The organism is Streptomyces cellostaticus, from assembly GCF_023630175.1.
GTDB lineage: Bacteria > Actinomycetota > Actinomycetes > Streptomycetales > Streptomycetaceae > Streptomyces > Streptomyces cellostaticus_A.
This window is the reverse complement of sequence record NZ_JALLIN010000046.1, coordinates 43,993-59,009: the sequence shown is the minus strand read 5'-3', so window position 1 is coordinate 59,009 and position 15,017 is coordinate 43,993. Positions and strand designations below refer to the sequence as shown.

Here is a 15,017-nt window from a genome sequence, read left to right as displayed (position 1 = left end):
GATGACCGAGGTGACGGATCAGGGCGGCACGACGCACGGTGGAGTGATCCAGGGCAACGGCAGGGAACTGCCCCAGATCGACAAGGGCTACCTGGACCAGAACACCACCCTGGTCACGATCTCCATCGGCGGCAACGACTCCCGGTTCTCCGAGATCGTCCAGAAGTGCCTGCTGTCCCTCGGCAACGGCAACTGCAAGAACCAGACGTTCGAGAAGACGGACGCCCCGGTCAACGGCCGGGACGAGAAGTTCGTCGGTCAGCAGCTGGAGACGGCCGTTCCCGGCCTCATGAACGATGTCGTCCGGCCGGACGTCACCGAGGTCCTGACGCAGATCCACCAGCGGGCCAAGAACGCGAAGATCGTCCTGATGGGGTACCCGCCCCTGATCTCCGACAAGGGGTCGTGCCTGAACATCGGCTTCACGGGCATGGCCATCGGTATGTCCGAGGAGTCCGCGGGCTGGCTGGACGACACCGCCGACACGCTGGCGGCGGCGATGCAGGGTGCGGTCGACGACGCCAGGGCCGCGGGCATCAAGGCGTGGTTCTCCAACCCGAAGAGCGACTTCGCGGGCAAGGGCGTGTGCGGTGACCCGGAGCAGGTCCACGGCATCGTCAAGACGCTGGTGAAGTCCGACAACCCGAGCAACGACTGGCCATGGCTCAGGAACTACGGCCTGTCGGCCCAGTCGTTCCATCCGAAGATCGGGGGCGCGCGTCTGTACGCGAACTCCCTGGAGCGGACGATGGCGGGCATGAGTCTGTGACGGTCGGCGGTGAGTACGCCGGTGCGGTCCTCGTGAGGGCCGTACCGGCGCCGCCTGAGTAGCGGTACTCATGCCCGGCCCGGCCGTCCTGGTGGACAGTGACGGCCGGGCCGGGCGTGAGCCATGAAGAGCGCCTGCCGACGGGAGTGTCTATGAGAGGGCGGACAAGCATGACGGAAAGCCGGACACCCGGGCCCCTCCCGCGGCGCACCGCCGGCGCGAAGAGCGTGTGGGGAGCGCTGGCGGCCGTCGTCCTGCTGGCCGTCTCCGCCTGTTCCTCGACCCCGGACCGTGCCGTCGGCGACCGGGAGCTGCGCGAACTCGGAAGCAGCGGGCGGGCGGTCCAGGCCCGGGAACGGGCGGAGGAGCGGCTTCGGGACGTGGCGGGGGCGTACGCCGACCGCACCGCCCTCTCGCTGGGCCTGGTCGTGGTGCACGACGTGTGCGTGCCGGGTTCGGGACCGGGCTGGTTCTTCCAGCAGAAGACCGACGACTACAAGATCGCCTGCTCGATGAACGCCACCGCCTACTACGGTGCCGACCCGGAGCACCTGGGCGACGCCCTCGACGAAATCCTGACCGCGGGCGACCGCGACAGGTCCGGGCCGGGTGGTTCCGGGGGTTCCATCCCGTTCACCCACACCGGCTACGGCAAGCGGCTCGTCGCCTACTACCGGGGCGAGGGCCCCAACCCCCAGGGGGCGAAGGCCGCGGAGCCGACCCGCCTGGCCGCGTCCGGGCAGACGCTGACCTGGGACACGACGCGGGTCCGGGACTCCCGCAGGCTGGTCGAGGAGCCCTACGCCGGCCTGGTCGACGATCCCCCGGTGTCCCGGGTGGTGCGAGACCCGAAGGCCGCCACGGTCGCCACGATCCGGAAGCGGTACGGGGTGGTGATCCGGCTCGAACTCCCCTATCGGGACTACTTCGGAGTACTGAAGAACGGCCGGACCCGCACCGCGGCGCCGGATGTCTCGCCGGAACCGGACTCGTCTTGAGGAGATCACGGCAGCAACCTCAGTAATCGTGTTGACCGCCCCGGCAGGCGGTGCTGGAGTCGACGGGTGAACAGCATCCCCGCCAACCGGCGGCTCTGGAACCAGATCAGCAGCGCCTACCAGCACGAGCACGACCCGCAAATCGGCGCCGCACCCCGGCTGTGGGGCATGTACTCCATCCCCGACGCGCACCTGCACGCCCTGGGCGAGGTCACCGGCAAGCGCGTCCTCGAACTCGGCTGCGGCGCCGGCCAGTGGTCCAGGGCGCTTGCCGCCGAGGGCGCCAACGTGGTTGGGCTCGACCTGTCCGAAGCCCAACTCGCCGCAGCAGCAGGAGCAATGGGAGCGGCCCGCTATCCGCTGGTGCAAGGCGCAGCCGAACAACTCCCTTTCGCCGCCGACAGCTTCGACTTGGTGTTCTGCGACTTCGGTGGGCTCAGCTGGGCGCCCCCGCACCTGGCTGTCCCGCAGGCCGCACGCGTCTTGAGACGAGGCGGGCGCCTGGTGTTCAACGTCGCCAGTCCATGGTTCGAAGCTTGCTACGACGAAGCCGCCAGCCGTGTGACCACGACGCTGCGGCAGGACTACTTCGGGCTGAACACCATCGCCGAAGGCGACGGCGCGACCAGCTATCAGCTCACCTACGGCGACTGGGTCAGGGTCCTGCGCGGAGCGGGTCTCATCATCGACGACCTCATCGAGCCGCGGCCCGAACCCGGAACACTCAACGGCTACAACGAAACCGAACCGCCCGACTGGGCACACCGCTGGCCGTCCGAACTGCTCTGGGTAACCCACAAACCGTAGGTCCCGCCGCGCCGAGACGTGAAGGTATCCCCTCGCCGGACACACCCCAGGACACCCGGTTCCCGCCCGGCTGCTGGACTCCGCTGCTGTTCGATGACGTTGAGGTCAGCGTCGGACATCACTGGGCCGGCGCGGATCAAAGCTGAGTCCGGGGCTACCACGAGGTGGTTGTTGCTGACGACTATGCGTGAACCTGCCACTCTGCCCGAGCGATGTGGCCCGGGGAGGTGGCACCGACGCCATCCGCCCACTCGCGGGCGACGAAGACCGGTCGCGTGAGGAAGATGCCTCCAGGGCGCTGTGCACGCAGTTGCAGCCCGAGCTCATCGGCGCCGGGGTCGCCTTCTTGGGAGACGTAGACGTCCTTCCTCAGGCCGCGGGACAGCACGTAGTCGGTAAACCGGTCCGCCAGCTGTGACGGCACACGTCCAACCAGTCGGAGCCCGTCCATCGTGATCTGAGGTCCGTGCAGGGGGTCGATCGCCACTCCGTGCAGGCGGCCGGCGCCTGCGCAGTAGCTCGTCAGTGCCTGCCCGCCGGAGTTCGGCAGCCGGAACTCCGCCAAGCTGCCCGGAAGTGCGGGTGAGGTGCTCAGCCAGTGGTTCGTGAGGTGGCCAGGGACTGGGCGAAGTCGGCGAGTGCGCGGAAGTCGTTCTCCCGTAGGCCGATCCGCGGGTTGACGTGGTGGAGGAGCCCGGGCCCTTGGTGGTGGGCGGCCACGTACGCCTGATCCAGCTCGCTCTGCTCGTCGTCCACCCAGGCGAAAGGACGGCCGCCTGCGTAGTCCACCAGCGGCCCGGTCTTCCAGTGGACTCCATCAGGGCGTTCCTGGAGCAGGACGTCGCCAAAGTCCACGAAGGGAAGTTCCGGAAGGCCGAGGATCGGTGCGATCCACCGGTTGGCGTCGTCCATCCATGTGGTGGCCCAGCACAGCTCGAAGCCGAGCTGGAGCAGCATTCGTCCGTGCTCTGGGTTGAGCCAGCCCCGTAGGGGGCGTCGTCGGGACGAGAGGCCCCTGTCGTCCTCATGAGCGCCGTTCCGAGGGACTCTGAGTGTGGTGTAGCCGTCGGGACGCCTCTCCGGCTTGGCCGCGTAAGGGTTGAGTGGCCCGTCGACGTCGAGGAACAGCAGTGGTCGGTTAACGGTTTCCCCCGGTCTAGTTGTATTGCCCTGTGAGGTTGGGGACGCGGCTGGCGGGTGGTTGGCCCTTCAGGCCATGCCCGGCTCGCCGAGTCGGCGATAGCGGTCAGCCCACCGCTGAGCCGTGGTCGGTGAGACCTGGAAGCGTTCAGCGAGCCGAAGCCAGTAAACATCCACCACTCCTACGGAGCGGCTTGGCTATGCAGGGGACTGCTGCACGGATAGGTGACACCTGACCTGGCTTGCTGAGAGGCGGCCTGGAAGGATGTTGCAGTGCCCAAGCCGTATCCGAAGGAGTTCCGCGAGGACGTCGTACGGGTCGCGCGCAATCGTGATCCAAGGGTGTACAACCCCATGCGGATCCCAACTGTCTGAAGGGCGCCGGAGGGTGAGCCTCTGGTGCTCTTCCGTACGGAGATCGGGGATCAGGTGGGGAAGAAGATCTGGAGAGCTGTCGCGGCCGGTGGCGCGGCGGCGGTTTTCATGGCCATGACCGCGGGACCGGCCGGGGCGGCCGAGGGCGGGGTCTCGTTCACCCGTGTCCAAGTGAACGGCGGCAAGGCGATCGTGATTGGGGTGTCGAATGAGGTCGCGGTGCCCACATCCTTCCGGATGGCGACCACACACCAGTGGAAGTGGCCGGCGGTGTTCCTGTACCGCGGCAAGACGAGTGAGCGGCTGTGGCACGCGATCGAGACGAGCGACTGCATCAAGGTGAGCTCGGGCGTCTGTGACTTCAACGAGACGATGTACTTCGACCCGAGCGAGTGGGAGATGCGCAACAGCGAGGCCGGAGCGTGGAAGGTCGCGGCCGAGGTCTACTTCCAGGGCGGCGGCGGTGACACCGATGACGAGGGCCTCACGGCATACGTCAAGCGCAACTCCCGCCTGACCGTGAACGCCTCGCCCGAACCGGTGGCCAAGGGCAAGACCATCACCGTGACCGGCAAGGTCACGCGGGCCAACTGGGAGACCAGGAAGTACGTCTCCTACGAAGGCCGCCGGGTGACCCTGCAGTTCAAGCCCACCGGAACCACCTCCTACACCACGGTGAAGAAGGTGTACGCGAACGACTCGGGCAACCTCAAGACGACCGTGAAGGCATCCAAGACGGGCACATGGCGCTGGGTGTATCACGGCAACACCACTACCGGGGCGTCGACTTCGGCCGGCGACAACGTCGTAGTGAAGTGAGTTCCCTGGACTGCCTCTCGACCTACTCGGCACAGCTACAGGAGAACCTTTAGGGTCGGGCTTCGCGCGGTCGGCGACGAGGTATCCAGCTCTGAAGTGCAGCTGCATCCCTGGTTCTGTCTGGGGGTGGTCCGGTATCCAATCCGTGGCCCAACCGACTTCCAGGCCTAGTCGATGGCCAAGAGGGGGACTTGTCAGCGCCGACCCCGCACAAGCCCTGAACGGTCTTGAAGACCGTCGTGGCAGCGATGTCACCGTGGGTTCAAATCCCACCGCCTCCGCACGAGGAGCTGTGAGAACGGCCCCTGACCAGGAACATCGGTCGGGGGCCTTCCTCGTGCGCGGTGCCTGCCAGTGGCCGTGGTTCCCAGTGAGTTCCCGCTCTGTCGGGCACGGATGGGGCACGGCTTCAGTCGCCCTGGAACCACAGATAACTTCCTGGGGTGGCCGCGCACTCTTCCAGCATCGTGGAGAGGTCGTCCAGTGCGGCGAGCTGACGTCCATCGCCGCATCTCTGCCGTAGGCCGTGGATCTCCCGGAGGGCGGCTGCGGCTTCTTGCTCGTTCATCAACGTGTCCCCGTACGGATCGACGGCAGTAAGCCTCCCCGGTACTCCAAGGAGCTGGAGCGAGCCAAGCGCATCGGCCAGCGCGTCGCCGTGCCCGTAGGAACTCCGCAGAAGTGTCACGCGGGACTTGCGCCAGTTGTTGTTAGCCGGCCGTGATGAGTGCAGCTCCAGGTCGATCCCCATGCCTCATGATGCACACGCTTTGCCGCCGGACAGCCGCCCGTGACCTGCGGCCACACGTGGTCAAGGCTCCGGGCTCGCCGGTGTCTTCTTGCCCTGGGTCTTGTCGGGGATCGTGATCAGCTGGGTCTTCCCTGTTCAGGAGCGGTGCGCTCAGGCGCCTGGTGGTCGTCTTCGGTCGTCGTTGGTCACTGCGGAGCGGCCTCGGACGGCCCAGGGACAGCCCAGACCCGAGCGCCATCGCCTCTCGTAAGGAGCGGTTGTGCACCTGTGCCACAAGGTTGTCGAGGGAGCCACACGCAACGTCGACGGAGGCATCCCGGACTGCCAGAAACCTGATTCCAAGAAATCAAGCTTCTCCCACCGCTCCTCATCCTCCAGGCGCCCCCACTCAGCCAGGAGCTCCCACGCGACGTGCGCCGAGTTGTGGTGTGGGTCTCGACACCACTCTGCGTTGCGAGGGCACCAGGCGGCTTCTGGAGCGCTGATCGCCGATCTCGGCACGGCTCCACGGAGTGCCAACTTCTGGGCCCTCGCGTTCCGGCTCACCGGCCCGCGGGCACGGCGACCCGCTTCCGCCACGGGATCCAGGTGGCCGACAGGGTGACGAGCAGGGCCGACGCCGCGACCGTGGCCATGCCGAGGGTCAGGCCTGCGGCTCCGGCCACGAAGCCGATCAGGGCGGGGCCGGCCAGCAGGCCCGTCGTGCCCATCGCGGCGACCAGGGACAGCGCGTCCGGGCCGCGTCCGGCGGCGGCCACGTACACGCACGGGGTCACCGCGGCCGCGCCCAGGCCGACGCAGGCGAAGCCGAGCAGGGTCGGGACCACCCCGCCGGCCGTCAGGGCGAGGGCCAGGCCGAGCCCGGCCGCGGCGCTGCCGATGCGCACCACGCGGGCGTCGCCCCAGCGGTCGCGCCAGTGGTCGGCGCGCACCCGGGCCAGCAGCATCATCGCCGAGACGACGGCGATGCCCATCGGCGCGACGGCCGGCGAAGCCTCCACGACGTCCTTCAGGTAGAGCGTGGACCAGTCGTTCATGGCACCCTCCGTGATGGTGCCGAACGCCATGGCGCAGCCCATGAGCAGGGTCTCCCCGGAGGGCGCGGTCAGGCGTGTCCGCTTCCTCGGGGCCTCGGGGCCGGCGTCCGCGCTCGGCAGCAGACCCCGGCGCGCCGTGGTGAGCAGCAGGAGCAGGATCGCCGCCGCCACCGCGAAGTGGGCCGGTACGGACGGGGTGACGGCGGTGACCCCGCAGGCCAGGAGCGCGGCAGCGAGCAGACCCGCGCTGAAGGTGGCGTGGAGCTGGGACATGGCGGTGCGGCCGTGGGCCGCCTCCAGCGCCGCGCCCTGCGCGTTCATCGCGACGTTCAGGCAGCCCACGGCGACACCGTCGGCACAGACGACCAGCAGGGCCAGTGGGTAGTCCGGGACCACCGACAGGGCCGCCAGCAGCGCGACGAGGCACAGGGCGGAGGCGAGGGACAGGCGCCGGGAGCCGAGTCTGCGCATCAGGTGGGCGACCAGCGGGAAGGAGGCCGCCGCGCCCGCGCCGCAGGCCATCAGCAGCAGACCGACCTCGCCGGCGCCGAGGTCCAGCCGTGCCCTGAGCGCGGGCAGCCGGGCGGCCCAGGTGGCGTACTGCAGGCCGAGGAAGCAGAACAGCGCGGCGATGGACCACTTGGCGCGCCGGAAGCCGGAGTGCTCCATCAGCCGGCCCTCCGGTGCCCGGTGGCCACCGGTGCGGACATGTACACCGCGTCGGCGCCGTATCCGGCGGGTGGTCGCGCCCCGGGGTGCGGCCGGTAGCCGTTGGCCCGCCAGAAGGACTCCTTGCCGGCGACCGCGATCAGCGACATGGTGCGGTAGCCGCGCGTGCCCGCCGCTCGGTGCAGGTGGCGCACGAGGCGGCTGCCCAGTCCCCCGCGCCGCAGGGGGGCGCTGACCACGAGGTCGTGCAGGTGGAGGTTGGGCGACCGGTGGGCGACGCGCTCCGGACGGTGCAGGTCCGGGTAGCGGAACATCGGGTAGGGCAGGGCCAGTACGTAGCCCGCGAGGCGGCCGTCGAGGTCGAGTACGAAGCAGGTGCCCGCCGAGGTGCGGGAGCGCAGGCCGGCCTCGCCCTCGGTGAGCGGGGTGTCCGCGTACGCCCCGGCCTCCAGGGCCGCGACCTGGGGCCAGTCGGCCTCGGTGATGCCGCGTATCACGTGGGTCATGTCAGTGTCGTCCTTCCGGGCCGCGCGTGCAGACGCACGGCAGCGGGCGGATGCCGTTGAAACCCCGGGTGGTGTAACTGGCGGCGTAGGCGCCGGCGGAGAGGATCCAGACCGGGTCTCCGGAGGCCGCCGCGGCGGGGACGCGCACCGGGTGCCGGCCGCCGCCGTAGGCGTCGTCGCTGTCGCAGGTGGGGCCCGCGACCACGGCGGGGACGCGCTCCCCGCCCGGGTGGGTGGGGAACAGCAGCCGGTGGCTCACCTGGTCCATCTCGTACAGGCCGTTGAAGCGGCCCACGCTGAGGTAGAGCCAGCGGGCACGGCCGCCGTCCGGCCCGGTCCGCCCGGTCAGGCGGTACACGTGCGCGCGGATGGCTCCGTGGTCGGCGACGAGGTGCCGCCCGGGCTCCATGACGAGGCCGAGGGGGCCGGCGGTGAGACGGTTCAGGTGCTCCATGCCCTCGCGGATCACGGTGAGGATCTTGTCGAGGGGCGGGTCGAGGGGGGCGCCGTGCCGGTCGAGGTAGCCGAGCGCGGGCAGGCCGCCGCCGAGGTTGACGTGGTCCGGGGCGATCCCGGCTCCGGCGAGCGTCGTGAGCGTCTCGGCGAGCAGGTCCACGGCCTGCTGCCACGCCTCGCCGGTCATCTGCTGGGAGCCGACGTGCACGGAGAGGCCGGCCGGGGTGAGTCCCAGCGCGCGGGCGGTGGTGAGGATGCGCACGGCGTCCCCGGAGGAGCAGCCGAACTTGCGGTTCAGGCCCCACAGCGCACCGTCGCCGCTGGTGGCGAGGCGGCAGAACACGCGTGCTCCGGGGGCGTGTTCGGCGATCGCCCGCACGTCCTGGAGGCTGTCGGTGGCGAAGGTGCGGACGCCCAGCCGGTGGGCCTCGGCGATGTCCGCGTCGGACTTCACGGTGTTGCCGTAGTGCACGCGGTCGGCGGGCACTTCGGTGCGCAGGGCCTGCCGGATCTCCGCGGGGCTCGCCGCGTCGAAGCCGGCGTCCCGGTCCGCCAGGCAGCGCAGCACCTCGTCGACCGGGCAGGCCTTCAGCGCGAAGCGGACCTGTACGCCCGGCAGTTCGGTGCGCAGCCGGTCGAGCTGGCCCTCGATGCCGACGAGGTCGTAGACGATGCGGTCCACCGGGGCTTCGGCCAGGGCGGCGGCCAGCCGCGGGCCCGGTCTCACCGGGCCCCGCTTCCGGGGCCGGTGTCACGGGCCGCGCCGACCAGCGCGGGCCAGGCCTCGGTGAGCAGGGCGAAGTCGTCGATGTCCCGGCGGGCCCGGTCCAGCAGTTCCGTGCGCCGTGGCACGAGCCGCTCGGCGAACTCCCGGTACCGTCCGCCGAGTTTGCGGTAGGCGGTGTCGATCCGGTCCAGACGCCACACGTTCTCCGCCCGGTCCAGGGCGGTGCTCTCACGCAGGAACGCCACCACCGGTTCGGCCCGTACGTGCTGCCGGTCGTCAAGGAGGTCGGCGCCCGCCGCGGCCATGCGGCCGTAGACGTGGTGGAAGTACAGCATCGACAGCAGGAACTTCACGAAGCGGGTCTGGTAGGCGTGGAAGCCCGCGTCGGTCCGGCGTTCGGGGGTGTGGAAGTTCTCGATGTGCCGGTTGTGCAGGACGCCGGGGAGGGTGGCGTCGTGGACCAGGTGGGTGAGGAAGTAGTCGCTGCCGATGGTGTCGGTGGCCGGGGGCAGCGGCACCCGCTCGTACACGTCGTGGTGGAGGGCGATGTTGCACATGTCCACCCGCATCGGGTCCACCAGGGTCAGGGTGGAGTGGTCGCCGGTGAAGGGGGTGCTACCCGCTCCGGTGAAGGACTCCTCCACCAGGCGGCGCCTGGCCTCCGGCGGGCATCCCGCGGGCGCCCACAGGCCGACGACGTCGTGGTAGATCCCCGCGTCGAGGGCCCGCACCTCGCCGATGTCGACGGAGAGTTCACCGATGAAGGAGGCTCCGGCCAGGGACACCGGGCGGCCGGTGTGGGCCGGGCCGAGGTCGGTGACGGCGACGTGGGCCGAGGCGTCGGCGGCGCGCAGGCCCAGCGGGGGCAGTTCGTGGTGGACGGGGAAGACCTTCCCGCCGTGCCGGACCTGGTAGGTGCTGTCGGAGTCCCTGCGGTGCACCGACCGGCAGCCGAGAGCGGCGGCCAGCAGGAAGGCGCGGTTGGTGCAGGAGCCGTAGGAGACACCGGCGGGCAGCAGCAGGTCGAGCAGGCGACCGGGCTCGGGCAGGCCGGCGCGCCGGATCGCGCGGCGCAGGAAGCCGGCCTGGGTCTCCTCCCCGAGGTGGTGCACGGTGACCCCGGCCACCGGTGGGAGCTGAGCGGCCACGCGGGCGTGTTCGGCCCGGGTGCGGTCGTCGCAGGAGTCGAGGATCAGCAGCTCGACATCGGCGCCGAGCTGCTCCGCCGCGTAGGCCGCCTCCTCGTGGACGGCGCGGATGGTCGCGGGGCAGGCCCGGTTGGTGGGCAGGCAGAGGCAGACGCGGTTCACTGGGCCCCTTCCGTGCCGGACCAGGAGTCCAGGCCGAGCACCTTGCGCCCGAGCCCGTCGAGTTCGGCGGGTCCGTAGCGCAGCGCCTCCGGCCGGTGGGCGTCGCCGAGCAGTGTCGCATTCCAGTCGGGCGTGCTCAGCGTGCGCCAGGACTCGACGCGGGAGCGCCGCAGCCGCGTGTGCTCCTCCAGGGCGGGCATCATCGACAGGTACTGCACGGCCCGCAGGCCCTGTTCGGAGCTGTTGGGTGCCACGCCGTGCGCCAGGAGCCCGTTGAAGATCAGCAGGTCGCCGGCCTGGAGTTCGGGCCGGACCACGGGGAACTCGGCGCGGCCGGCGGCCGGGCGGACCGGGTCGCGGCCGGCGGGCTGCGCGAGGCGCCACTCCTCGAAACGGCGGAACAGCTCGGGTGCGCACTGGAAGCCGCCGAGTTCGGGCCGGGTGTCGGTGAGCGCGATGATGCCCTGGACCCGCTGCGGCAGCACCGCGAGGGTGGTGTCGACGTCCCAGTGCAGTTCGATGTCGAAGCCCTCGTCGGTGGCTTCGATCAGGGAGCGGGAGCGGGTACGGACGTTGGGCGGGTTCAGGTTGAGCCGGTCGAGGGTGACCCACAGCTCCTCGCAGTCCCAGACGTCCACGAAGGCGTCGTACACGCGGCGCGTCTGGCGGCTGTCCCAGATGAGCTGGTGGTGGTACGCCTCGACGAAGCCGTAGATGAACAGGTGCCGGTCGAGGTCGGAGCGGAACTCCGGTTCCTCGTACCAGGTTTCCGGGCAGCCGGGGTCCAGGCCCTGGAAGTCGAGGGCGAGGTCGAGCAGGCCCTTGGCCGCGCCGGGGGTGATGGCCTCCCGGACGACGACGTGGCCGTAGGTCTGCCAGAAGGCGAAGTCCTCCTCGGACAGCACCCTCAGGGGCTCGGTCTTCTCCAGGTCGCGCAGCGGGGCCGGGGCGAGATAGGTCTCGCCGTCGGCGCTGAAGTAGGGGCGGCCGGAGGCCGCCCGGTGGAGGTAGGGGGTGGTGGGCTGGTGCATGCCGTCACTCCGTGGTGATCGAACAGAAGCGCCCTCCCAAGCTGGACTAGACCAATTGCGGGTGTCAACGGATACCGGTCGGTACCCCCGGCAAAGTGCCGCCCGACTGCCGCCTCAGTGCCGCCTGTCCGACCTGAGAAAGGCCGGGACGAGGCCCCGGTGGGGCCTCGTCCCGGCCGTGGTGCCGGCTCCGGCGCTCCTGCTCAGCCCGCGACGACGGCCTCCGCCGCAGCCACCGCGCAGACGCGGGCGGCGCCGTGGGTGGCGATGTGCGCGGCGCCGCGCGGCGGTGCCTGCGGGACGCCCATCTCGACCACGACGGTGTCCGGACGGCCGGCGAGCAGGGCGTCCAGGGCCATCCCCATCCAGCCGTGCCGGTGCTCGTCGCGGACCACGGCGACGACCCGCCGGCCGGCCGCCGCCGCGAGGGCCTCGCGGCCCGCTCCGGCCCCGGTGAACGAGCCTGCCGCGCTGCCCGGGAGCAGCCGCGTCAGTTCGGCGGCCACGCCCCACGGCGTCTCGTCGCCGACGGCGATGTTCGGCGCCGGGTCGAACCGGGCCACGTACACCGGTTCCGTGACCGGCGCCACGGCGGCGCCGCGGGTCACGGTCAGCGCGCGGCGGGCAGCGACCAGGCCGATCTCCGGTTCGGGCCGGACGGTCCCGGCGTCCCTCCTCGCCGACGCCGTCCAGCGCGCCAGGTCCCGCACCCGCGAGGCCGCGTCGGCCAGCCGCTCCTCCGGCAGTTCGCCGGAGCGCACGGCGGCGACCAGCGCGTCCCGCAGCTTCAGCACGGTGGCCTCGTCGCACAGGCCGCCGCCGACGCAGATCGCGTCCGCGCCCGCAGCGACCGCGAGGACCACGCCGTGCTCCAGACCGTAGGTCCCGGAGATGGCGCGCATCTCCATGCCGTCCGTGACGATCAGGCCCCGGTAACCGAGTTCGCCGCGCAGCAGATCGGTCAGGACGCGGCGGGAGAGGGTGCCGGGGCGGTCCGGGTCGAGGGCCGGGACCAGGATGTGCGCGCTCATCACGGCCCGGCTGCCGGCCTCGATCGCGGCGCGGAACGGGGGCAGCTCCCGCGCGTACAGCGTCTCGGCGTTCACGTCGATGCGCGGCACCGCGTGGTGGGAGTCGACGTTGGTGTCCCCGTGCCCGGGAAAGTGCTTGGTGCACGCGGCGACACCGGTGGACTGCAGACCCTCGACCCAGGCGGCGGTGTGCCGGGCCACCAGCCCGGTGTCCGCGCCGAAGGCACGCACCCCGATCACGGGGTTGTCGGGGTCGGCGTTGACGTCGGCGGACGGCGCCCAGTCGAAGTTGACGCCGCAGGCGGCCAGGCGCCGGCCCAGCTCGCGCGCCACGCCCCGGGTGAGGCGGGGGTCGTCGACGGCGCCGAGCGCGTGGTTGCCGGGGAAGGACGAGCCGGTGCGCACGTCCAGGCGGGTGACGTCCCCGCTCTCCTCGTCGATGGCCACCAGCAGGTCGTCCCGCTCGGCGCGCAGTTGCGCGGTCAGTGCGGTGACCTGCTCCTCGGTGACGACGTTGCGGCCGAACAGGGCTACGGAGGCGAGGCCTTCGCCGATCCGGCGGCGCACCCAGTCCGGGGCGGTGGTGCCGTCGAACCCCGGCTGCAGCACCGCGAGCGCGTCCCGGGTGAGGGCGTCGCCCGCGCCGGAGCCGCCGCCGGACCCAGAGGTGGTGAGTGTTGTCATCGGGGCGTCATCCCTTCACGGCGCCGTCGGTGAGACCGCTGACAGCCTTGCGTTGCAGGAAGATGAACAGGACCAGGATGGGCAGCGCGAACAGGGAGGAAGCCGCCATCGTGGCACCCCAGTCGTCGCCGAAGGCGGTCTGGAACTGGGACAGCCACAGCGGCAGGGTCTGCTTCTCGATGTCCTTGTTGAGGATCAGGACCAGCGGGAACTCGTTCCAGGCGGTGATGAAGCCGAACAGCGAGGTGGCCATCAGACCGGGGGCGAGCAGCGGGAAGATCACCCGGACGAAGGCCTGGGTGCGGGTGCAGCCGTCGACCATCGCGGACTCCTCCAGTTCCTTCGGCACGGCGGCCACGTAGCCGCGCAGCGTCAGGATGGTCAGCGGGAGCACCATGATCGCGTAGAAGACGGTGAGCGGGACCAGGCTGTCGAGCAGGTCGTTGTCGCGGACCAGCATGTAGATGGCGATGACCATGACCTCCCAGGGCGCCATCTGCGCCAGCATGAAGGTCACGATGAAGCCGCGCCGGCCCCTGAACCGCATCCGGGCGAGCGCGAAGGCGGCGAACAGGGCGATGACGAGCGAGAGCAGCACCGCGCTGACCGTGACGGTGACGGAGTTGAGGACCAGGGTCCAGAAGTGGTCGGCGTCCACGGCCTTGGCGAAGTGGCCGGCCGTGACGTCCGCCGGGAACCACACCGGGCTCTCGGCGATGATGTCGCCGGTCGGTTTGAAGGCCGTCGCGAACATCCAGTAGACGGGGAACACGAAGCCGGCGAAGAGGACACCGGCGGTCGCGTTGGGCCAGACACGGCCGAAGACCGAGCGCTTCACAGCTCGTCCTCCTCTTGCTTGAGCACCATGCGCAGGTAGTACGAGGTGATGACGAGCAGCACCAGGACGGTCAGGAAGGAGATCGCCGCGCCGACTCCGAAGTGCTGGTTGCCGACGCCCTCGACGAAGGCGTAGATCGGCAGGGTCTCGGTGAGGTGGTCGGGACCGCCCTCGTTGATCGCGAAGATCTGCGGGAACGCCTTGAACACCCAGATGACCTCCAGGAACGTCGTGGCGTAGAGGAACGGCCTCAGGAACGGGAGGGTGACCGAGGTGAAGCTCTTCCACGCGCCGGCGCCGTCCAGGGACGCGGCCTCGTACAGTTCCCTGGGGATCGTGGTGGTGGCCGCGTACAGGTTGATCGCCACGAACGGGATCGACTGCCAGACGATCAGCAGCGTGATCACGGAGAAGGTGGAGAGCTGGGAGCCGAACCAGTTGTAGTCGGCCATGGAGTGCCAGCCGAGCCTGTCCAGCACCCAGTTGACGACACCGAAGCGCTGCGCGAACAGCCACTGGTAGACCGTGGTGGCGGCGATGACGGGCATGGCCCAGGCGAGGACGAGGCCCAGCATGAGCAGCAGCCGCATCCTCTTGCCGAGGCGGGCCAGCAGCAGTCCGATCAGGGTGCCCAGCAGCATGATCAGGACGACGTTGACCGCGGTGAAGACCACCGATCGCTCGACGACGTGCCAGAAGTCCGAACCGGTCAGGACTTCCCGGTAGTTGTCGCCGCCGTTCCACTCGGTGAGGTGCTGGATGAGCTGCCGCGGGTTGAGGTTCTGGAACGACAGCATGCCGTTCTTCACCAGGGGCCAGCCGAGCAGGATCAGTGTGGCCAGCAGCGCCGGCAGCAGGAGCAGATAGGGGGCCGCGGCACCGCGGCGGGCCGACGGGGCGGAGCCGCCGTCCCCGCCCGCCGGCGGCGCCGGCAGCCGGGCCTTGTGGACAGCGGGCTCCCCGGCCGTGTCCGTGCCTTCGGTCTGCACTGACATGAGTTGCCATCTCTTCCGTGACCGTACGGGCCGTGGGCTGTACGGGCATGACGGGCGGTACGAACGACTGAGCC

At 70.4% G+C, this 15,017-nt stretch carries 15 protein-coding genes, 1 tRNA gene and 1 pseudogene; 5 read left to right on the top strand and 12 right to left on the bottom strand.

Going from position 1 to position 15,017, the window contains the following annotated elements; translation table 11 throughout:
- The 3 genes from MXD57_RS25520 to MXD57_RS25510 form a co-directional block, all read left to right on the top strand.
- A partial coding sequence (locus MXD57_RS25520; RefSeq protein ID WP_250404373.1) for an SGNH/GDSL hydrolase family protein occupies positions 1-769 on the top strand: 769 nt, incomplete at its 5' end.
- Between the two features lie 170 nt (positions 770-939).
- The gene (locus MXD57_RS25515; RefSeq protein ID WP_250404372.1) at positions 940-1,767 is read left to right on the top strand and encodes a hypothetical protein; all 828 of its coding nucleotides are present in this window, start codon (positions 940-942) and stop codon (positions 1,765-1,767) included.
- A gap of 66 nt (positions 1,768-1,833) precedes the next feature.
- Entirely contained in the window at positions 1,834-2,574 is a 741-nt protein-coding gene (locus MXD57_RS25510; RefSeq protein WP_250404371.1) for a class I SAM-dependent methyltransferase, read from the top strand.
- A 181-nt stretch (positions 2,575-2,755) separates the two neighbouring features.
- Here the strand turns inward: MXD57_RS25510 and MXD57_RS25505 are convergent, their stop codons facing one another.
- The 3 genes and pseudogenes from MXD57_RS25505 to MXD57_RS25495 all read right to left on the bottom strand — a co-directional run.
- Positions 2,756-3,061 carry a hypothetical protein gene (locus MXD57_RS25505; protein WP_250404370.1) on the bottom strand — a complete coding sequence of 102 codons (306 nt, stop codon included), beginning with the start codon at positions 3,059-3,061 and terminating at the stop codon, positions 2,756-2,758.
- A gap of 104 nt (positions 3,062-3,165) precedes the next feature.
- Positions 3,166-3,705, bottom strand: coding sequence for a hypothetical protein (locus tag MXD57_RS25500; RefSeq protein ID WP_250404376.1), 540 nt, complete (start codon positions 3,703-3,705; stop codon positions 3,166-3,168).
- 81 nt (positions 3,706-3,786) lie between these two features.
- Positions 3,787-3,894: pseudogene (locus MXD57_RS25495) on the bottom strand (helix-turn-helix domain-containing protein); the annotation flags it as partial.
- 249 nt (positions 3,895-4,143) lie between these two features.
- On the opposite strand from MXD57_RS25495, the gene MXD57_RS25490 reads away from it, so the two are divergent.
- Both MXD57_RS25490 and MXD57_RS25485 read left to right on the top strand, forming a co-directional pair.
- Positions 4,144-4,908, top strand: coding sequence for a hypothetical protein (locus MXD57_RS25490; RefSeq protein ID WP_250404375.1), 765 nt, complete (start codon positions 4,144-4,146; stop codon positions 4,906-4,908).
- A gap of 184 nt (positions 4,909-5,092) precedes the next feature.
- A tRNA-Ser gene (locus MXD57_RS25485) sits at positions 5,093-5,189 on the top strand.
- Positions 5,190-5,317: 128 nt separating this feature from the next.
- On the opposite strand, the gene MXD57_RS25480 is transcribed toward MXD57_RS25485, so the two are convergent.
- The 9 genes from MXD57_RS25480 to MXD57_RS25440 all read right to left on the bottom strand — a co-directional run bounded on the left by MXD57_RS25480 (position 5,318) and on the right by MXD57_RS25440 (position 14,943).
- Complete coding sequence (locus MXD57_RS25480) at positions 5,318-5,659, bottom strand: hypothetical protein (protein ID WP_250404369.1); 342 nt, start codon at positions 5,657-5,659, stop codon at positions 5,318-5,320.
- A 542-nt stretch (positions 5,660-6,201) separates the two neighbouring features.
- The gene (locus MXD57_RS25475; RefSeq protein ID WP_250404368.1) at positions 6,202-7,365 is read right to left on the bottom strand and encodes an MFS transporter; all 1,164 of its coding nucleotides are present in this window, start codon (positions 7,363-7,365) and stop codon (positions 6,202-6,204) included.
- A complete protein-coding gene (locus MXD57_RS25470) occupies positions 7,365-7,871 on the bottom strand; it encodes a GNAT family N-acetyltransferase (RefSeq protein WP_250404367.1) in 507 nt (168 codons plus the stop codon). Before MXD57_RS25470 ends, MXD57_RS25475 begins: the two co-directional genes overlap by 1 nt.
- Position 7,872: 1 nt before the next feature.
- The gene (locus tag MXD57_RS25465; RefSeq protein WP_250404366.1) at positions 7,873-9,054 is read right to left on the bottom strand and encodes a type III PLP-dependent enzyme; all 1,182 of its coding nucleotides are present in this window, start codon (positions 9,052-9,054) and stop codon (positions 7,873-7,875) included.
- Entirely contained in the window at positions 9,051-10,364 is a 1,314-nt protein-coding gene (locus MXD57_RS25460) for a DUF6271 family protein (RefSeq protein ID WP_250404365.1), read from the bottom strand. The genes MXD57_RS25465 and MXD57_RS25460 overlap by 4 nt, the downstream gene beginning before the upstream one ends.
- Positions 10,361-11,395, bottom strand: a complete 1,035-nt coding sequence (locus MXD57_RS25455; protein WP_250404364.1) for a phytanoyl-CoA dioxygenase family protein — start codon at positions 11,393-11,395, stop codon at positions 10,361-10,363. Before MXD57_RS25455 ends, MXD57_RS25460 begins: the two co-directional genes overlap by 4 nt.
- A gap of 203 nt (positions 11,396-11,598) precedes the next feature.
- Positions 11,599-13,110: a glycoside hydrolase family 3 protein gene (locus MXD57_RS25450; RefSeq protein ID WP_250404363.1), complete on the bottom strand. Its 1,512-nt coding sequence runs from the start codon at positions 13,108-13,110 to the stop codon at positions 11,599-11,601.
- Between the two features lie 7 nt (positions 13,111-13,117).
- A complete protein-coding gene (locus tag MXD57_RS25445; protein ID WP_250404362.1) occupies positions 13,118-13,948 on the bottom strand; it encodes a carbohydrate ABC transporter permease in 831 nt (276 codons plus the stop codon).
- Positions 13,945-14,943, bottom strand: coding sequence for a carbohydrate ABC transporter permease (locus tag MXD57_RS25440; RefSeq protein WP_250404361.1), 999 nt, complete (start codon positions 14,941-14,943; stop codon positions 13,945-13,947). Before MXD57_RS25440 ends, MXD57_RS25445 begins: the two co-directional genes overlap by 4 nt.
- Positions 14,944-15,017: the final 74 nt, after the last annotated feature.